This is a genomic window from Steroidobacter sp. (assembly GCF_036402275.1).
GTDB lineage: Bacteria > Pseudomonadota > Gammaproteobacteria > Steroidobacterales > Steroidobacteraceae > Steroidobacter.
Genome location: NZ_DASWTF010000041.1, coordinates 239,225 through 260,592, shown reverse-complemented (window position 1 = coordinate 260,592; position 21,368 = coordinate 239,225). Strand labels below are relative to the sequence as shown.

General features: G+C 61.5%; 9 protein-coding genes. 1 reads left to right on the top strand and 8 read right to left on the bottom strand.

All coding sequences use genetic code 11. The annotated features are described in order from the left end of the window. The first annotated feature begins 11 nt into the window (after positions 1-11). A complete protein-coding gene (locus VGD45_RS26375; protein WP_331158366.1) occupies positions 12-1,688 on the top strand; it encodes a GMC family oxidoreductase in 1,677 nt (558 codons plus the stop codon). 45 nt (positions 1,689-1,733) lie between these two features. Here VGD45_RS26375 and VGD45_RS26370 read toward each other — a convergent pair whose 3' ends face one another. From VGD45_RS26370 to VGD45_RS26335, 8 genes are all read right to left on the bottom strand, one after another. Then, positions 1,734-4,292, bottom strand: coding sequence for an RICIN domain-containing protein (locus VGD45_RS26370; RefSeq protein WP_331158365.1), 2,559 nt, complete (start codon positions 4,290-4,292; stop codon positions 1,734-1,736). Positions 4,293-4,519: 227 nt separating this feature from the next. After that, a complete protein-coding gene (locus VGD45_RS26365; RefSeq protein WP_331158364.1) occupies positions 4,520-6,487 on the bottom strand; it encodes a sialate O-acetylesterase in 1,968 nt (655 codons plus the stop codon). Next, positions 6,471-8,408: a glycoside hydrolase family 97 protein gene (locus VGD45_RS26360; RefSeq protein WP_331158363.1), complete on the bottom strand. Its 1,938-nt coding sequence runs from the start codon at positions 8,406-8,408 to the stop codon at positions 6,471-6,473. The genes VGD45_RS26365 and VGD45_RS26360 overlap by 17 nt, the downstream gene beginning before the upstream one ends. Before the next feature lie 26 nt (positions 8,409-8,434). After that, positions 8,435-11,485, bottom strand: coding sequence for a TonB-dependent receptor (locus VGD45_RS26355; RefSeq protein ID WP_331158362.1), 3,051 nt, complete (start codon positions 11,483-11,485; stop codon positions 8,435-8,437). A gap of 575 nt (positions 11,486-12,060) precedes the next feature. Then, a complete protein-coding gene (locus tag VGD45_RS26350; protein WP_331158361.1) occupies positions 12,061-14,919 on the bottom strand; it encodes a glycoside hydrolase family 2 protein in 2,859 nt (952 codons plus the stop codon). A gap of 4 nt (positions 14,920-14,923) precedes the next feature. Then, complete coding sequence (locus VGD45_RS26345) at positions 14,924-16,465, bottom strand: tryptophan halogenase family protein (protein WP_331158360.1); 1,542 nt, start codon at positions 16,463-16,465, stop codon at positions 14,924-14,926. Between the two features lie 2 nt (positions 16,466-16,467). Further along, entirely contained in the window at positions 16,468-18,024 is a 1,557-nt protein-coding gene (locus VGD45_RS26340) for a tryptophan halogenase family protein (RefSeq protein WP_331158359.1), read from the bottom strand. A 103-nt stretch (positions 18,025-18,127) separates the two neighbouring features. After that, complete coding sequence (locus VGD45_RS26335; protein ID WP_331158358.1) at positions 18,128-21,040, bottom strand: TonB-dependent receptor; 2,913 nt, start codon at positions 21,038-21,040, stop codon at positions 18,128-18,130. Between the last annotated feature and the right edge of the window lie 328 nt (positions 21,041-21,368).

The window sequence follows — 21,368 nt, the reverse complement described above, 5'->3', positions numbered from 1 at the left end:
GAGAGAATCAAGTGTTCGACGCTATTGTGATCGGCTCGGGGATGAGCGGCGGCTGGGCCGCGAAAGAGCTGACGGAGAAAGGACTGAAAACGCTGGTCATCGAGCGCGGGCGTCACATCGAGCATCGCGCGGATTACACCGATTCGCTGCTGCCCTGGCAGCTACCGAACCTCGGCATGGTGCCCGAGGAAGAGGCGGCGCGGGACTACGCGATTCAGAGTCAGTGCTACGCATTCACGACCGCCACTCAACAATACTGGGTCAAGGACAGCGAACATCCTTATTCTTATCCCGAGGACAAACCGTTCTTCTGGCTGCGCGGCTATCACCTCGGTGGCCGCTCGATCATGTGGGGGCGCCAGAGTTACCGGTTGAGTCCGATGGATTTCGAAGCCAACGCGAAAGACGGACACGGCTCGGATTGGCCGATACGCTATTCGGACCTCGCGCCCTGGTACGATCATGTCGAAAAGTTCGCCGGCATCTCCGGCTCGAAGGAAGGTCTGCCGCAGCTGCCCGATGGCGAGTTCCTGCCGCCCATGGATCTCACCGTGCCCGAGAAGGATTTCAAGGCGAGACTGGAAAAGGCGTTTCCCGGGCGGCGCCTGATTGCCGGCCGTTGCGCTCACCTCACCTCCGCGCAGCCTCACCATCTCGAGCTCGGTCGAGCGCCGTGCCAGTACCGGTCACTGTGCGACCGCGGCTGCAGCTACGGCGCCTACTTCTCCAGCCTGAGCGCAACACTGCCAGCGGCGCGGCGCACCGGCAATCTCACGATTGTCACCGACAGCATCGCGCACAGCCTCGTTTACGATCCGAAGAGCCGGAAGGTCAGTGGCGTCCGTGTCATCGATGCAAATACCAAGCAGGGGCGCACGTACGAGGCAAAGATGGTGTTCCTATGCGCCTCTGCGATTCCGACGGCGCAGATCCTGCTGAACTCCGCGTGCGAAGCGTTTCCAGAAGGGCTTGCGAATCGATCCGGCGCGGTCGGGCGCTATCTCATGGATCATCTGTATGGCGTGGGCGCCGGGGGAATGTACCCGGGATTCGGCGATATCTATCATGCCGGCCGCCGCCCGAATGGGTTCTATATTCCGCGCTATCGCAACGTCACCGAATCGGGCGATTACCTCCGCGGGTTCGGTTTCCAGGGTAGCGTGCTCCGTGCGGGTTGGAACGCATCGCAGCCCGGCATCGGCGTCGATCTCAAGGCGAAACTACGCACCCCCGGCCCTTGGATGGTGTGGCTGGCGGGTTTCGGCGAAATGTTGCCGCGGCCTGACAATCGAGTGACGTTGCATCCGACTCGCAAGGACAAGTGGGGCATTCCTATCGTTCACATCGACTGTTCGCTGGGCGAGAACGAGCAGAAGATGCTCGTCGCCGCGTGTGAGGATGCGAAGCAGATGATTCAGGCCGCGGGCGCCGCGGTGCTCTACTCCAACAGCGAGTCCAAGGGCGTGGGACTCGCCATCCACGAAATGGGCACGGCCCACATGGGTGTCGATCCGGCCAGGTCGGTACTCAACAAGTACAACCAGGCGCACGATGTATCGAATCTGTTCGTCACGGATGGCGCGTGCATGGCCTCGGGCGGCTGTCAAAATCCATCGCTCACCTATATGGCGATATCGGCGCGTGCGGCTCATCACGCAACGGAGTTCCTGCGCGAAGGCGTAATCTAGCGCACGGGGTCCGGGACAAGTCCCGGACCCCGCTGCACAACACGTCTAGTTATTGATCCATTGCTGGTTCTGCCCGCCGTTGCAGTTCCACTGAGCGAGTTGCACGCCGTCCGCTCCGCTGCTACCGGGCACATCGGCACATTGGTTACTGAAGCGATTGATCAGCCGATAATAGCCGCCGCCCGCGTCCTGACGAGTCCACTGCTGGCTTGCGCCCGTACCGCAGGTCCTCTGCACCAGCCCTACGCCGTTCGCGGTACTCTGACTGGCGAGGTCCAAACACATGCCGCTGTGACTGACCTTGAGACGACTGAAACCGCCGCCCGCATCCTCCACGGTCCACTGTTGATTGGCACTCGTGCCACACGTCCACTGAATGACGATGCCTCCCGAGGCTTGGCTTGCGCCGTTCACATCCATGCATTTGCCGCTGCTACGCGACCGCACGCGAGTCGCTGTCGATTGCGTCGCCGGCCTGCCGTACAAGACGCCACGACCCGCGGAGCTCATGTAAACCACACCGTACGTATTCATGTCGCCCATGACGAACTGCCCGTTGGCCGGGCCGCCATACTCGTGCGCATCGTCGTTCACGCGCACCCACGATGCGCCGGTGTCCGTCGAACGCCAGACGCCGCGTATGCCGCTGACCGTGCCCCAGATGTAGATCGTCGGATACGAAGCACCTGGCGCCGCTTTACCGAAGCCGACGGCTCCGCAATAGGAAACATTTGCGAGCGTCGTGAACGATGTGCCCGAATTGGTCGAGCGCGCCAGCCCGCCGCCGTTCAGCGGCGCCCAGATGTGCCCTTCGAACCCTGGAACGGTGCGAATGACGTTGCTGCCGCCACCGGCGAGTGTGCCCGCGGGCGAGAACGACACGCCGGCATTCGTGCTCACCAGCATGGCGCCATTGTCATAAGCATAGAATTTGTTGGCGTTGACCATGTCAGCGACGGGCCGAAGGTTGGCCGTGCTCAATCCCGCGACTGTAGTCCAACTGCCGCCGAAATCCGTCGAGCGATACGTGGTCGATGAATCCGCCGGGTTGTGAAGCAGCACTGTTCCGTTCGCATTGAGCGCCACCTGACCTTTCGTGCCGCGCGTGCTGGCCGCCTGCGTCCACGATGCACCCGTGTTGGTCGTGTAGTACATCCGGTCGCCGACTCGCACGAGCGTCGAAGGGTTTCCCGCCGCATGGGCCAGGCCGGTGGTCGTGCCCATCCGCGGCTCATGTATGGGTCCGTACTGTGCGAGATCCGTGTGGCGGAAGCCGTCGTAATCGCCGATCGTAGTGACCAAAGGCCCCCCGAGCACGCTGACGGCTTGGAGCGGTACGGTTTCCTCCAATCCCTTCACGAAGAACGACCAGTGCGTCGGGATGGCATCGATGTCGAGGGTACGGAACACCCCGTTACCCGACGTGAGGTACGCCTGCTTGGTGTTGAACGGATTGAACTCGAAAGATCCGGCCCAGTGAATGGAATTTCCCTCGATCCACGACACTCCGCCCGAATCCTCCGAGAAGCCGCGCGAGACCACGTCGGTCCACGTGGCGCCGCCATCGGTCGTGATGAACATGTGATCGCCCCACGCATCCCCTTGGGCCATATACGTGTTGATCGTCGATGCGACCAGGCGCTGCGCATTGTTGGGATCGACGGAGATGCCGCTGAACGGCGTGGTGAGCCCCGCCGGTGTCACATTGGTCCAGGAGCCGGACGCGACGTTGTACTTCCAGATTTGCCCCGCATCCATCGGCTCGGGCTGGGACCAGTGACCGTGCGGGCCGGCTCCATTGGCGTAGGTGATGTATATGTTGCCATCGCTTGCGAGCGCAGCTCGCTGCGGCATCAGTGAGGTCGGCGCTCCCGTCACCGCGGAGAACGACGCGCCCGCGTCGTTGCTGCGATAGAAACTCGGCCCCACCGATCCGAAGCGTGACACGCCGACGAAGATTCGTTGCGCGACGCCACCCGAAACACTGGTGGAATCCAACAGCACGAAGCTGACGCCATTCTCGTTCGGCGTCGTCGTGACAGGCAATGCGCTCACACGCGACCATGACACGCCCGAGTCCGTGCTCTTGAACAAGCCGTTCGTGCGGGTGCCGGTGTACAGCACATTGCTCGAGCCTGGATCGACTTGCAGACGCTCGCCATTCTGGCGCCCGATGCCATTGCCATGGGCGCGAAACTGGTTCGTCACGTCGGTCATCGCGAACGTCTGACCGTAGTTGCTGGAACGCAAGACGACCGTCTTGCCGCCGTTGAAGTACGAAATGCCGGCGACCATATAAACCTTCGCCGAGTCCTTGGGATCGAGCGCTATCGACTCGACGCCCAGCAGTCCGGTTTCATCTTCGGACACCCAATCCATCAACGAGACCCAGCGCTGCGCGGAATTGTCCCACCGATAAGCGCCGCCCACGTCGGTGCGCGCGTAAAAGAGATTCTGCTGTGTCTTGCTCATCACGAGCGCCGATACAAATCCTCCGCCACCGATGGCGACACTGTCCCATTGATAGGGTGTGCTCGTCTGTGCGCCTGCTTGCGCGCACAGCGCGATACCTGCCGCTACTCGCAGCATATGAATGAATTTCATGATTTCCCCTGCTGAGGGTCCCGATCGAGACCAAGGGGAGTCTTATCACGTCGGATCGAGACGAATAATTCCAATCCAGACGTGAGGCATGTCAACTTCAGCATGCCGCACGCTGCCAGAAAGCCCCATTCCGTCCGGTGGCAAAGAACCAGTCGGTCTCTACACCTGCGCTCCTTGCCTCGCAGCGCGTCGATGACGGAGACGCGCTCAAGGGACGTTGTCATGGGTCACTCTTGAATCCGGATCTCGAACGGCACGGCCGGAAGGTCGCTCTCGTTATATAGGTTGCACATGGGGCTGTCCGCCCACGCATAGCGCACGCGCGACGGTTTCCCGATGGAGCCGACCTCGAGCAGAACGCGATCGTTCTGAACCGTCGCGTCGGCGTACTCGCATCGGTTGCCGTCGTCGCAAAGCTCGAAGCCGATCGGCTGTTCGTCACCGTAGACCACCAACCCCGATGCGGCATTCGAAAATCGCACCACGACCTGCCCGGCGGCGCGGCTCGCGTCGATGGGCGTCGGCCCCGAAGCGACAATGTCCTCACCATGAACCAGGCGTCGCGCAGCGAGCACGAGCCTTCGGCCGACTTGCTGTTTGTTCGTGGGATGAATGTCGTAGCGATCGCCTACATCGATGGTCACCGCGAGTGCCGCGTGTGGATCGGCTTGCACTACGCGCCGTTGCACATCGCGCAGCGACGCCCACAGCGAATCGACAGGGCGAGTCGCGACCGGCCCGAAATCCGCGAGCTGCACGACTAGGAACGGCAGATCGGCGCCGAACGCCTTGCGCCAGTCATGGAACAGCGCCGGCAACAACCTCGCATATTCCGCCGACTCGCCGACGTTCGCCTCACCCTGATACCAGGCGACGCCGCGGAGCGTGTATCCCGCCAATGGCGCGATCATGGCGTTGTAAAGCGTCGACATTCCCTGCGAATCCCCCCAGGGAGCGCGCGGCGGAACGCCCGTTTGAGCAAGCGAACTGGCGGGGCGGTAACGCCATGCGCCATCGAGCAGCACCGTTTCTCCCGATGCGAGACGCAGCATGCGTTGCTTTGGATCGCCCCACAGACCTCCACCGCCGCCACTGTCGAGTACTGCCACGGCGATGACGTTCTTGCCGGGCTTCAGCACACCACGCGCTAGTTGATATTCGCGAGGGCGAGTCCACGTGTCATTGAAGCCGACAGGCACGCCATTCACCCAGGTTGCGTCAAAATCGTCGATGGGGCCGAGCGCCAGCGTAGCTGCCTCCGCCTGCTCGCGCGTAAGTGTCACGATATAGCGATACCAGGCGATGCCGTCGAACTTGCTGAACTCAGCATGATCGTCGTCCTCCCAGATACGATTCGCGGCGGTCGTGAGCCAGCTCGAATCATCGAACTCGAGGACGCGCCAATCGGGCCCGTTGCGCCGTGGGTCGTGTTGTGACCACCATTCTTGCAGGATCGCTTGCCATTGCCGCTCCGCTTGCTCCGGCGAACGTGCGTGCAATGAGAGCATACCGCGCGCGTTTTCATAACCGCCGAGATCGCTCAACGTGCCGGTACTTATCCATGCCTGTACCACGGAGCCGCCCCATGAGGAGTGAATCAGACCTTGCGGCACACCGGAGGCCGCTTGCAGATCGCGGCCCAGGAAATAACAAACGGCGGAGAACTCGTCGACCGTGCCGGGACGAGCGGTCTCCCATTTCACGGGAGTGATGAAGTCGCGCCGTGCCACGGAGCTGCTGTCGCGACCGACGCTCAGCAGTCGAATGCGCTCGTTGGTCGATCCCGCGATCTCGGTATCCGAGTTTGTGACCCGCCGCAGCGGCATTTCCATGTTCGACTGCCCCGAGCACAGCCAGACGTCGCCGAACAGAACGTCCGTGACAGTGCGCGTCTCGCCCGACGACGAGCGAACCTGCAGCTTGTGCGGTCCACCTGCTGGTTGCGCCGGAAGCGTGGCTTCCCATCTTCCATCCTCCGTGCTCGCGCGGGTTTTCACCTCGGCGCCAGCGATGGCAACCGCCACTTCCGCGCCCGGATCGGCATCTCCCCAGATGCGGACGCTGCGATCACGTTGCAGCACGGCGTGATCCTGAAACATCGGATGAAGCAGCTCGCGCGCACTCGCGCCACTCATCGAAAACAGCGCAAGCATTGCCGCTGCAACCAGGCGGCCCTTCTTATTCACCAGATTCATTCAGCACGCTTCCCGATGAACTTTCGATCGCCACTACTGCGCCGCCTGCCGGAGGCAATCGCAACGTGAGAACGTCGCGAGATATCACATTGCGTTCGCTGCGGCGGAGATCGTCGAGCGTCGATCCGTCTTCCCAGAGAGTGGCGCGATACTTCCCTTGAGCCAGAAAACTCAGAGGCACTCTCAGCGTGCGGGTCTCATCCGCGGCCATCGCGCCGATGAACCACGTGCGCCCGAAGCGACGTGCGAGCACGATGTCGCGCCCGGGCTCGCCTGATAAGAAGCGCGTCTCATCCCAAGCCGTCGGTACGCGCTTGATGAATTCGAAGCCCTGAGCATCTGCGTACGCATCCGGATCGTCGGACACCATCTGCAGCGGGCTGTCGTAGACAACATACATTGCGAGCGCCTGTCCGCGAGTCGTCTGCGTCAGCGGCATCTCTGCACGCACCTCGAAGGCCGATGGCGTGCGATGACGAAATCCGCCAGGCGTGTAGTCCATGGGGCCGGCAAGCATGCGCGTGTACGGCAACATCAAGTTGTGTTGGGGAGTGACGCGTCTGTCCATCTTGTTCCATTCCGCTCCCAACACGCCTTCCTGGGTGATGAAATTGGGATACGTACGCTGCAGCCCCGCTGGAACATAGGCGCCGTGCAGATCCAGCAACAGGCGCCGCCTGGCAGTCTCGGCCGCCATGCGCCGATAGAACGCAACCATCTCTTGATCGTCGCGATTCATGAAGTCCACCTTGACGCCTTTGATGCCCCAGCGCGCGTAGGTATCGAGTATCTCCTCCATGCGCGGCGCCATGTGCGCCCAGTGCACCCAAAGAAGCAGGCCGACGCCTTTGCCTGCCGCGTATCGCACGAGCGCCGGCATATCTATTCCTTCGGCAGCCCGAGTGACATCGTTCGATGGCAAGGCCTCGCAACACGGACCGGCGCCCCAGGACCAGCCCGCATCGATCAGGTAGTACGGAAATCCGGAAGCCGCCGCGAAATCGATGAATCGACGGTAGGTCGCCATGTCGGGCTTCACGCCGGCGAGCGGCCCGGACCACCAGTCCCAGGCAACCTTGCCAGGTTTCACCCAACCGAAGTCACCGGCCGGAGGCGGATTCAAGTTGCCAATCAGATGTGACGAGATCATGTCGCCGGCGCGATCGCCCATCATCACGACGCGCCACGAGGTCGTGAGTCCGGCCTCGCTAACGACAACAGGTCCGGGCCAGCTCGGTACCGATGAGAGCCGCACGCGCAGAGCATCACCCTCCTTCCACAAGGACGCGCCGCTATAGCCCTCGAGATTCGCCTGCATGAGCGCGAAATGCGTCCGGCCCGACGGCGTGGCGCACACGAGCGGCACGTCATAACCTGTATCCGTCCGCAGTTGTGACACTCTTTTGCGATCGAACGTGTTCTCGTGTGCTGCGTCCACGGGAGTGACGATGCACGTTGGATCGCCCTCGAACGCGAACTCCGTCTTTTCACCCCGCAGTCGCACGGGCGCTGCTGCATCGATGCGGTAACGAAATGCGACGCCATCGTCATACGCGCGCACATCGATCGAGATACGACGAGCCGAGGCGCCTGTTTCTCGGAAAGTGAATGTCGCGCCCCGATAATGGTCGCGCGCGCTAGCGGCTTTGGTTGCGATGAGCGGAATCACCCGATCGACCGACGTGTCCACCCGCTTTTCGAGCATGAGCGCACCGTACTCAGGAGCTCCGTCGAGCTCCAACCCCATGGGCGACGGAGCAATCACCGTCTCGCCTCCACGCGAGATCGAGAAGCGGCTCGCATCTGTCGCTATGCGAACCGATGTCAGGCCGTCCGGAGAAGTGACGACATCGTTGTTGGCCAACGCCGAGATCGCCAGAAACACGAGCACAAGGAGAGTCGGGCAATGTGAATTCGACATAGACGTCCCAAATGTGGTCGCAACGATCAGAACGACACACGCACCGTCGCGGCGTATCTTCGGTCGAACGTGAACCAGGCGTTCTGATACAAACGCGAATCGACGTAATCGACGTTGTATGCCGGTGTGCGGCCATCGGCGGCCAGGCTGTATTTATAAGGTCCGACCAGGAGTTTCTGCGTGGTGTTGGTCAGATTGTTGGCCTCGATGCCGACCTGCACGTTCGGGCTGAAGCGGAAGAACAGCGAGGCATCCAGTTGCCCGTAGTCGCCATTCCACACCGATCCCTTGCCGTCGCCGTCTTGCGTGGTGAGCAGCCACTGCTCACGCCAGTTATAGGCCAGACGCGCTTCAATCGCCCCCCGCTGATACAGAGCCACCAGGTTGTAGCTGGTCTTGGACAAACCTTCGATGGGAAGACCGGGCGGCACCGTCGCCGAACCACCCGAGGGACCCGCGGTGGGACCGCCGCCCTTGCTGTCCACGTAAGTGAAGTTGGCCTGCGCACCGAAACCCTGCAGCCAGCCCGGCAGAAAATCGTAGAACTGCGAGTAGCCGACCTCGAATCCCTTGATGACGCCTTCGTCGCCGTTGATGGTCGCGTCCACCTGCCAGTCCAGACCGAACAGCGATTGCGTCTCCGTGCCACGGATGAAATAGTTTTTCACGTCCTTATAGAAGAACGTGCTGTACAACGAACCCTGCGGAGCGAAGTACCACTCGACGGCGGCGTCGTATTGATTCGCCTCCATCGGCTTGAGCATCGGATTGCCGCCGCTGCCGGTGAAGCTGGTGACGATCTCGCTCCCCGGTTGTTGCGTGACCGGGTCTTGCGTGGTCAGAAGATCGCCACCCAATTTGACGTTCGCCGCCAGTTGCTCGAAGGTCGGTCGTGCAATGGCCTTCGATGCCGCGAAGCGCAACTGCAACTCCGGTGTGAGCTTCAAACGCAAGTTGAGGCTCGGCAGCACGTCCGTGTAGCTGTCATCGAAATTGCGCGGCAGCCAGTCGCCGCTGCCATAGTTCGCGACGAAATTGGGATCGCCGTTGTTGTTCAGGAGCTGATGATTGGTCCAATCGGGTTGCTGTGCGTAGCCCACTGCTTCGTAGTCGGTACGCACCGCGCGCACGCCGACGTTGCCGTCGAGTGGCAAAGACCCCAGATCGCCGCCGAAGCGCAACAATGCAAAGGCCGCGTAAGTCTTTTCGCGCTGAGTATTGGTATCGCCTTCACGAAAGCGATCGGGCGCCCAGCCCGAACCGTTGACCAGCGCCGTCTGCACCAGGCCGGCGTTGTTTTTGAGATCTTCCACCAGCGAATCGCTCGCCACCCACAGCCCACCCGGCAAGTTGGCCCGACCGCGGTAGAAATCCGAGAAATTGAACAACGTCGAGTGACCGGTCATGTAATCGTCCAGGCTGGCCAGATGTCCCGGCCAGTTCCCCTGCGCATCGCCCTGCCACCACTGACTGATCGGCTGCCAGTTATAACCAGTGTCCGTGTTCTCCGCCTTGCGATTGGTGAAACGCACGCCGCCCTTCAGCGTCTGCAACCACCCCGCATCGAGCGAGTAAGCCACGTCGAATCGCGTCGCGAACTCGGTGCCTTTGTTCTTCTGGGTATCGTCCATGCCCGCCGCCCAGAAATAATTGCCGCGGGTTTCCAGATAACCGTCCGGCATCGCGGACACGCTCGGCAGACCGCCGGTAAGATCGACCTGCAGGGCGCTCGGATTCACCTGGCTGTTGATGGTGTAGTCGAAGTTATCGGCCTTGGCATAGACGTATTGCAGATCGCCGGTGAACGACAGTCGCTCCGTCGCATCGAACTGCACGCTCAGAGTGTAGTCCGTGGTCTTCTGGTGCATCTCGGCCGCGCGCGCCGTCGAACCGGTGGGCATGCGTGCGCCCGGGGTCTGCAGCTGACCGAGATAGTCGGCGCCGGGCAACCCGGCGTTGGAAACCATCGTTCCGGAACGAAACACGCCACTGTCGTCGAACGTGAACGAGGTGCCGGCCGCGGGCACGATGCTGTAAGGCCATTCCTCCAGCCACGCCGAGTGCTCGATCCAGTTCATGGTGTAGTCGGACTGGAGCACGTTGAGCACGACTTCGGTGCGATCGTTCGGCGCCCACTGGAGCGCGATGTCGTAACCGATGCGCTCGCGATCGAAATCGAGCTCGCTCCAGCGCGCGCCCGCCGGCACGTATACGCAATTGAACGTGCCTCCTCTCATGTCCTCGCATGGGACACCCGTCGCGCCCACTTCCGCAGCGTCGCGACGGAACGGACGGCCGAATTGAATGCTGTCCGTGCGCGTCGCCAATTTCGAATAGGCGACGTCGATCAGGGCGCCGAAATCACCGATTCCCGTTTGCCAGCGATTGCTGACCAGGATCGACGCCTGCGGCTCGGCCTCCTCGCTGAAATCGCCGTAGTTCATGCTGGCGGTCCCACCGGCGTACAACCCGGGGGCATCGAACGGCTTGCGCGTTCGCAAGTTGACGGTGCCCGCGATGCCTCCCTCAATCATGTCGGCGGAAGGATTCTTGAAAACATCGACGCCGGCCATCAACTCCGAAGGAACATCCTCGAAGCTCAACCCGCGAGTGTTCCGCGCGCTGAAAACATCGCGCCCGTTCAGCTCGCTGCGAACCTGCGTGAGACCGCGAATTGCCACGCCGCTGCCCTCGGCCGAGAAGCGGTTGGTATCCGACGGCGCAAACAAGTGATCGATGGTGACGCCGGAGATTCGCTGCAACGCTTCGGTGACGCTGCGATCCGGCAAGGCGCCGATGTCCACGGCACTAACGGAGTCGACGATGACCTCGGCGTTGCGCTTGAGCTCCTGCGAGGTCTGAACACTCAACCTCAGTCCCGTAACGACCACTTCTTCGACTCGCGGCCTGTCCGAGGTGTCGGCGCCGTCGCTCGGCTTTGCGGTGTCTTGGGCGTAGGTGAACGTGGCCAACAAAAGTGCGCTCACTCCCAGCAACGATGCGCGCTTGCCTAGAGCACCGCCCGTACCGATCGTGCGCCGTCCAAGCGCCAGCTGCGATCTCCTCTCGTTAGTCATAGGAATAACCCCCATCGAATTTCAATGTGTGAGGTAAGCCGAGCGACGCGCACAAAGCTCACGGTCGCTCAGGCTCCCTCTTTTGTGACAACCGCTGCCATCTGTCTGGCGCTCGATGAATAGCGCGGCTCAGCGCCGCGCTATCGCGTTGATCGAGCAATGAGGTCAGCGCGTTGGAGCGCCGGGCGCTGTCAACGCGGAAATTTATGGCAAAAATCGTTATTGTCTAATGAAAAACCGGGCATGTCGCGGGCGCAAATTGCATCTCTCGGCGCCTGCCGTCTCTTGATCGCATGTGTCGCAGCCGATTTTTCATTAGTTGTGAAGACGCAGGAATGCTACGGTGTTCGCACATTCTCAAGAGTTGGCGTGCCGGGCCCTGTGGAACTGCGTTTCCCCCATTCGTCGACGCTACGGGGCCCGGCACGCGACGCCGACCGTCGCGCAGCGACTGCATATCCGCAAGCATCGAGAAGATGGAGCCCGTGCCTCTTTGCAAGGTCGTATGGTTGTTGTTGATCCTCAGCTCCCTCGCTCGCGCACAGACCGCTGACACAATTCTTGAAGTGAGGCGGTCACCGCGCAAGCGGGTTGCTGACTCGATCGCCGTCGCCACGCGCCTCGAAGTCGAATCGCAACTCACCGCGCTGGATGCCTGAAAGTGTTTGCGGCTGCGACTGCGGTCCCAGCGACTCAGGAAGATCGAACTTGGTGCCCATCGCCGGAATGACGTGGAGAAAGGACCAACCGACATCGGGCAGCTCGAGCACGGGACTCACTCCGCCCCGCGGTCCATAGAGTCCGAAGTACGGCACGGCGCCGACATTTTCCACTGTTACGCTCTGTGTCGCCGTGTCGAGGGCGACCCAACGCCAGTTGCCGAAATACCCTTTGAATTCCGGATAGGCAAACGTCTCGCCGGGAATCGGATCGTTGTAACTCGTCTCGTGAAAGCCGAACACGCCGCCTTCGAGCCGGTTCTGCCACACTCGATAGGGGCCGTTGCCCACCCACCGCTTGCCGACGACCTGACTCTCCGGGAGCTCGAAACGCACGCCGAGAATATGCGCTTCTCCTTGGTACGCAATCTCGTAGGACATTGCGAGTGAGTCGCCGCTGCGGCGCCAAGTGACTTCACGTAGCGGACCGTCATAGGCCGCTGTCGCCAGAACGTCGGGAGAGCGCGGGTTCGCTTGCAAGTCCAAGCGGCGCAACTTCGCAGTGGCAGCGATCTTTTGAAAAGCCCGCTCCGTCCGCGTGTATGCAACGAGCCGCGGGCCGTCGCTCAGCGGGAGTAACTTGCCGTGCTTGCGAATCTCGGCCAATCGGCCGGTGCGGGTATCGAAGCTCAGCTCATAGGGCCCTGACTGAACGATGCCGCGATCATTGCCCACCTTTGTCAAAGTCGTCTGGTCCGTTGCGGAGCTTCGCTCGCGAGATTCTTGCCCGGGATTTGCAACGGACCAAGTCCATAACTCACGACCCTCGGGGTCCTTGGCCGTGAGATGAAAAACATCTTCGTCGCCTGTTTGACCGGGAGCGAGCGGGATCTCCCAAGCGCCCTGCTCGCCCGGATTGATCGCCGGACCGGCGACTTCGCCTTCGGCGATCAGCCGTTGGTCGCTCGATGCTTCTCCCGGTCGCGGCAGCTTCAATGCACGCCACGTGAACTTGCATTGACTCAGGTTGGTGAAGGCGTAGCGGTTGTTCAGCATCATTCGCAAAGACGGCCGCGTGCGGTCCACTTGCAACTCGCTGACCTGCACCGGTGACCAAATCTGCTTCACCGCGTAGAAGCTTCCCTCCTTCTCGCGATTTGGGCCCAACATGCCATCCGGCGCGGAGTTACCCATGGTGTCGATGCGACGATCGCGATCCGTGCGTTCGATGCCTTCATCGGCGAACACCCAGAAAAATCCGCCGCCCACGGTCGGGCTGTTACCCATCGCATCCCAGTAATCCCGCAACCCCGCACCGATGCCGCCGTCGTACAGGCCATGCAGAAATTCCGTCGGCATGAAGATGTCGGGACCGCCGCTCAGTTTCACCGTGCTGGCGTAATCCTCGTAGTGATCGGTGTTCACGCCGCTGTGTAGCGCCCATGGGTGCAGCACGGGCCGGCGCTGCGGGTCCCAGCGGTCGAACTCGCCGTCGTTGTCGCGATTCCAGCCGCCTTCATTGCCGTTGTCCCAGAACAGGATGCTGGGATGATTCACATCGCGGCGGACGATCTGGCCGATGAGTCGCGCGCCGGTCGGCGTGTCGTACGAGCCTTGCCAGCCAGCAAGCTCGTCGAGTACGTACAGGCCGAGCTCGTCGGCCGCCTCGAGGAAATGTTTGTCCGGCGGATAATGCGACATGCGCACGGCGTTCATGTTCGCGTCCTTGATGAGACGCGCGTCGTTGTAGCTTTGCTCACGCGTGATGGTCCGGCCGGTGGCCGGCGCGAAACTGTGGCGATTGATGCCCTTCAGCACGATCTTGCGGCCGTTGAGATACAGCCCGTCCCGCGGCCGCACTTCGAAGGTACGAAAGCCGAAGCGTTCGCTCACCCGGTGCTCGTTGCTCGCAGCAATCAACGTGAGCTCGACGCGATACAAATGCGGCGTCTCGGCCGACCACGTCCGGGGATTGTCGAGCTTGCCAGTGATGACAGCAGTCGTGTCGTGAATGCCGACGGGTGCGGAGAGCGCTCGGCCGACGGCGTTACCCTCTGGATCGTAGATGCGTGCGCGAACCACACTTCCCGTCGGGGCTTCACTCCCCAAATGAACCTGTGCATAGAAGCTGCCATCGGCACGGGCATCGATGGCTGTCCACTCGATGTGATGCGTCGGACGCGCTTCCAGCCACACCGGCCGGTAGAGTCCACCGAAGGTCCAATAGTCGCCGCGTCGCTCGGCGTGATTGACGCTTGGATTCGAGGACTCCTTGCTGACCGACACCTCCAGCAGATTCCTGGCGCCGTATTTCAGGAGCGGCGTGATGTCGTAATGAAATCGATAGAAGCCGCCTTGATGAGTCGGCCCCGCCACTTGGCCGTTGATCCGAACGGTGGTGTCGGTCATTGCGCCTTCGAACACGATGCGCACTTGCCGGCCGCGCCATTGCGTCGGCGCCGCGAACTCGGTGCGATAGTCTCCGCGTTCCTTTGGAATGATGGGATCGGAGTCCGGTTTGCCGCGGCCCTGGGCGCCGTAGTAATACGCACCGAAACCTTCCTGCTCCCAGCAGGACGGCACTCGAATCCGGTTCCACTTGCCGGCGCCTCGCCCTGCATCCAAGCGGAAATCCCAATACACCGCGGCTTCACCCGGCTCGCCCATGCCGCTCAAGGGAAGGACCTCGGTCGGCGCTGCAACGGCAACACCCGCAAGGGCGAGCAGCATTGTCGAGACGATGGTCGTGAACGATCCGCTATTGAGATGATTCAATTTGCTACCGTGCCGAACAATACCGATCGATGAAATTCTGGTGCGCCGGCATGGCGTTCGCCGTCTTCGCGGTCACGTCTTTGATGTGCTGCATGAACCGGCGGGTATTCTCCAGCGGCAAGGAATCCACCAGCGGATCGTAACCACCTGGCGCCACGCCCTGACCCAACATCACGGCGATCCAGCTGTCCTCGGTGAACACATCCTCCGCCCAACGCACGACCCGGCCACGCGAGCGGAACAGCTCGAGTTTTTGTTTCAGCGTATCCGGCACTCCCATCTCGCGGCACCTGACCCACAGTGGCGCATCGTCGCGCTCTGTCGCCTTGTAGTGCAGGATGATGAAGTCACGCGTCAGCTGGTATTCGAATCCAGTGGCGCGGTTGTACTCATCGATCTCCGGCTGCGCGAAACTCCGATCGGGGAACAGCGCCAGGAGCCTGGCAATGCCGGTTTGCACGAGGTGAATGCTGGTCGACTCGAGCGGCTCGATGAAGCCGGCCGCGAGACCGAGGGCAACACAGTTCTTTTCCCAGAACTTGTGGCGACGACCGGTGACGAATTTGAGCACGCGAGGCTTCGCCAGCGGTGCGCCATCGAGCGTTGCCAACAACCGCGCCTCGGCATCTTCGTCACTGATGAACTCACTGCTATACACATAGCCGTTGCCCACTCGGTGCTGCAGAGGAATACGCCAACGCCAACCTGCCTTATCGGCAGTGGAGCGCGTGTAAGGACGCGGCGGCTCAGCGGATTCACAAGGAACGGCGACGGCGCTGTCGCACGGCAGCCAACGGCTCCAGTTTTCGTAGCCGACGTTGAGCGCCTGTGAGATCAGCAGCCCGCGAAAGCCGCTGCAGTCCACGAACAACTCCCCCTCGATGGTCTGCCCGCTCTGCAGGGTCACCGACTCGATGAATCCATCCAGCTCGCGCAGCGCGACTTTGGTGATTTTGCCCTCGACGCGCACGACACCGCGCGCCTCGCTGTACTGTCGAAGATACTTCGCGTAGAGCCCCGCATCGAAGTGATATGCGTAGCGCAGCGAGGACAGCACGGAATTCGGACCACCGGTCGGGCGTGTAAAACGGCCGAGGCGCGCGGCGACCGAGCAGAGGTTGTAGTCGCTCAGGTCGCCAGTCTCTGCCGCAGTGTCCGGATCTCTGGACAGCTTCAGCCACAGCTGGTGGAACTTGATGGCCTGGGCATCCAGGCCGAACTTGCCGAAAGCATGCAGGTAGCGATGGCCCACGCGATGCCAGTCGACGAACTCGATGCCGAGCTTGAATGTGCCCTGCGTACTGCGAACGAAGTCGCTTTCATCCAGGCCCAGCAGTGCGTTGAATGTCAGCAGCGGCGGGATGGTCGCTTCGCCGACGCCGACCGTGCCGATCTCATCCGATTCGAGCAGTGTGATCGACACGCCGGCGTGCTGAATCAAACGTGACAACGCCGCCGCGCACATCCATCCAGACGTGCCGCCGCCAACGATCACGATTTTCCTGATCGGCCCGCTGCGAGCCCGGTCGATGACTGCTGCCTGCATCGTCAACCGCCCGTGGCTGCGGGCCCGAAGCTTCGCGTCCGGACCGCTTCGATGAGCTCGCGGTTGGTCGGCAACGTGCGGCTCGCGTACTCGCCCTGGCGTTTGATCTCTTCGAACGCCGCACGGGCTTCATCGTAATACTTCAAGACGCCCGCCCTGGGGCGCAGATCCGTCTTGTAACCCATGCCGTACAGCACGTACTGCCAGCTGGCTTCGGTGAAAATGTCCACGTTCAAATCGATGTCGATCGCATCCGGCGGACGAAACCGCCAGCGCTCGAGCAGCTCGTGGAGGCTGTCGGGAATGCTGGAGGCAGCGACGTTGTCGCGCCAGAACTGCGTATCGCGCCGCTCCGTCAGGCAGTAGTGCAGTTTGATGAAGTCCAGGGCGCGCTCATAACGTCTGCGCATGATTTCGTTGTATTGCCGGGCGGCCGTCTCGAAGTTGCCTCCCCACGGGAACAGGTTGGAGAGCATCACGGCGGCGATTTCGGTAAAGATGATCCCGGTGGCTTCGAGCGGTTCGAAGAAGCCGCTGGAAAGCCCGATCGCCACACAGTTCTTTTTCCAGTTGATCTCACGATAGCCGGCGTTGAACTTGATCAGCCGCGCCGGCAAGGCGTCACCGGCCTTGCCTACGTACTTTCGTAACGTTTCTTCCGCGCGCGTGCTGTCGGTATGATCCGAAGAGAAGACATAGCCTATGCCGCGCCGGGCTTCGAGCCCGATGTCCCATGTCCAACCGGCTTCATGAGCCGTGGATATTGTGTACGAGGCGATGGGCGAGCGTGACTGCTCGTAGGGGACTTGCATCGCCAACGCGGAATCGCAGAACAGTACCGAGCGGCACGATTTGTAGGGCACGTTCAGCGCCCCGCCTATGAGTTGCGCCCGGAAGCCGGTGCAATCGATGAACAGATCGGCCTCGAGCGCGCCGTATTCGCGCGTGGTCACCGACTGTATCGAGCCATCTTCCGCAAGGTTCACTGCATCGACAGTATCGACGATGTGGCGCACGCCGCGGCTTATCACCAATTCACGCAGAAATTTCGCCAGGCTGACAGCGTCGAAGTGATATGCGTAGTTGAGCGGCGCCGCGTAATTTTCGTGAGTGATCAGCTTCGGCGCCCTGCACTCATCCGCGACGCGCTTCTGCGGCGTGTTGACTTCATCCCAGTTGACGTTGTCGCCTGCGACGCCCAGCAGCCAGTAGGGCAGCAGGTCCAGGCCGGTGGGCTGGTGAGTGACCTGGAACGAATGCAGATAGTGATCCGGTCGACCCTGGCCGGGCGCATAACGCCAGTGTGCGAATTTCGCGCCTTGCTTCATGGTCGCGCCGCACTGTCGCAGCAGTGCTGCTTCATCGACGCCAATGCGCTTGAGTGTCTTGCGAATAGTTGGGAACGTGCCCTCGCCCACCCCCAGAATTCCAATGTCGGCGGACTCGACCAGCGTGATGCGAACGCCATCGCGAGCTTGTGCACCGAGGGTGCTGGCGAGATAACCGGCGGTAATCCAGCCGGCGGTGCCGCCCCCCACGATCAAAACGCGCTTGATCATCGTGAATGGGTCATCGTGAATGGGAGCCCATGCGCTCGCATGGGCTCCACCTGTCGCTATCCCGCGGGATTCCCTTTTGCTCGTCCTCTCGGACTCGCATCGGTCAGAACTTGTAACCGAGACCGAGATTGAACTGCCGATCTGTGGTGAACCAGTTGCGGTTGTACTTGCCTCCCGGGTAGCCGCCGAATTGGGATTGCACGATCGTATCGGTCAGGTTCGCGACTTGGAACGATGCATACCAACGGTCGGAGGGGCGCACCGTCACGCCGAAATCCAACTGACCGTACGAGTCGGAGTACACCGGCAACGCGATATCGATGAAGTCGCAAGTGGTGCTCGACGGCAGCGCGCAGTTGGTGCCCGTCGGCGTGCTGGCGCTGAAGTAGTTGTAATCGCCGTTCGACCCATTGGCGTTCACCGACAACAGGAACTCGCTGCGCCAGTTATAGGCCAGACGGGCGGACCATATGCCGTAGTCGTACAGCAAGGCGACGTTGTACGAGTTCTTCGACAATCCTTGCACCGGCGCGTCGTTGTGTGGCTGACCGTTGATGTCGTAGTACACGTCGCCCGGATTGCGGCTGTCGATGTAAGTGTAGTTGGCCTCCACGCCGATGCCGGCAAACGCCCCCGGCAACATGTCCAGGTAAGTTCGCACGCCGATCTCCGCACCCTTCACCGTCGCCGCCCGCGAAGAATTGTCGATACCGTTGAAGTTCACCGGCAGCATGCCGGTGGTGCCGTCCGCGAACACGACAGGAAACGGCTGCGTGGTGTTGCTGTAGACCAGCCAGTTCTCGAGCTCCTTGTGGAACAGATCGAGATGCAGGGTCGTGCCCGGCTTCGCATACCACTCCGCGGATACATCGAAGTTCTCCGCGATGATCGGCTTCAGTTCCGGGTTGCCGAAGTTGACGACCCACTCTTTGGGAATGGGAGTACCGCCGCCGCCGCTGTCCTGGACGAAAAAAACATCCAGCGAGCCGTTGGCCCTCAAGTCCCGCACCGAAGGCAGATCCAAAGTCTCGTTGTAAGCAAAACGCAGCTTGGTCTCGGGGGTGGGACTGAACTGGAGGTTGATGTTCGGCAACCACTTCTTGGTGGTGCGGCCGCCCGACAACTCGACGCCGAAGTCCGCCAGCGTGTGCGAGACATTCGTCTGCGGATCCATGAACGTCCGGCCGAACTGATGATAGAAGCCCTGCGATTCGGTCTCGATGCGCACGTAGCGGACACCGAAGTTGCCCTTGTACGGTATGCCGAACAGGCCGGTGTCGTCGGCGAAGCGCAGCAAGCCGAACGCGGCCGTATTGGTCACGTCGATTTCAGCACGCTCCCACGGCTGATACTCGATGCCGTGCTCCAGCGGATTGCCATAGCGTTCATGATCGCCGAGCAAGTCCGCCCGACGGGCCATTTCCAAGCTGGGCATCAGCACATTGCCGGGCAGCGGCACCTTGCCGCGGAAGAAATTATCGAACGCCCCCGCCTGGTAATCGCCGGGACGGCCCTCGGCGAACGACACCGGGTCATATCCGTTCCAACCGACACCCAGGGCCGCCCAGTTGTAACCCGACGTCTGATCGACTTCCGTACGGTCCGCATGGCGCGCACCGACCTGTACCGAGCGGAAGAACCCGTCTTCGGAGATCGTGAAGTCGAAATCCAGGTTGCCCGCGCGCATCTCCGCATCGTTGTCTTCGATGTGATCCATGGTCGCCATGTAGGTGTACTGGCTTGGATCCTGGAGATTCGCTTGCGTCGCCGGCGGCATGCTGATGACCGGAAACTCCCCGCTCAAATCCATCCCGAAACCGCTGGTGGCGAACGGTATGGTGGGAAACACGTCGTAGCCGAAAACCATCGCCGTGGAGTCCACCGCCTGGAACGCGCCGCGCAGCGCCCACCTGCCGCTGTCGGAGCTCAACTTGAAGGCGGTGCTCACATCTCGAGTGTCGCTTTCGCGGTGGCCAATACCGGCGTTGCCGCTCGCTCCGAACGTGCCACCGGGCGTACCCAGGTTGACCGGATCGTACAGATACACGCTGTCGGACTTGATCAGTCCCCCGGCGGCATCGAAAACGTTGTTGCCGTTGGGGTCCACGCTCAGCAGCTTCGACGTGACGAACACGCCATGGCCGACGTTCTCTTGCTCGTAACGTGAGTTCCAGTAGGTCTGCTCGATCAGCAGGTTGTCGTTGACCTGCCATTGCAGGGCTGCATAGGCGCCTTTGCGAGTGCGCTCGAATTCCAAGGAACCGTAGGTGAAGCCGCCCGGGATATAACGGTCCTCCGTTCCTACGCGTTGCCTGTAGTACGGCTCGATCGCAGCGAAATCCGAGCGTGATGCGTATTCTCCGTACGCCACATCGAGCAGCACCCCGATCCGGCCGATGCCGGTGTCCCAAGTGTTGGCAACCAGAGCGGACGCCGAGGGCGAAGTAGTCTCGCGAAAATCGCCGTACTCGCCGTTGGCGGAAATCTGCGCAGCGAAGCCGTCGTAGTCGAACGGCATCTTGGTGCGCAGGTCGATCTGTCCAGCCGTGCCGCCTTCGATGAGATCGGCAGTGGAACTTTTGTAAACATCCAAACCCGCCATGAGCTCGGGAGTGACATCCGACCATGACAGCCCGTGCCCACCGTTTGCGCTGATTACTTCGCGACCATTCACGCGTGCGGCAACACCGGAGAGACCACGCACCTGCACGCCGTTACCTTCAGCGATGAAGTGCTCGGGGCCGCCCCAGCGGGAAATCGTCACGCCCGGCACACGTTGGAGCACTTCGGTGATGCTGTTGTCGGGCAACTTGCCCGCGTCGTCCGCCAGCACCGAATCGATGATGGATTCGGAATTCCGCTTGCGCTCGTCGGCGTCCTGGATGGCTTGGCGCCGGCCGGTGACAACGACTTCTTCCAGCTTGCGATCCGCCGGTTGGGTGGCCTGCGCGGCTTGGCTTTGCGCATTGGCCCCGGTCGATACCGCCATGGCGACTGTGAGCAATGAAGCCGTCATGGCCAGATTGGCATGGCCCAGGACCGCATGGACCGCCGCTGTCAGATTCGGGCTACGAGGCACAGCCGAAAGACTTCTCTCAACCATAACACCCCCATCCACCATTTGGTTATTGATTCAAATCGCTGCTTTTTCTGAGCTGACGCATGGGGCAGCGTGCCCGCGTCCTCCTGCTCAGGCCGCTGATCCGGCTGCCGTCTAGCGGGTAACCCGCGGCTGAGTCGGGCTTCGGTAGCGTTAAAAATACTAGCGCTGTCATTTGGCCGTCGCGATGAAATTGCCGACCGCAGCCATACACATTTCCACATGAGTCCGATTCCGTTGCTGA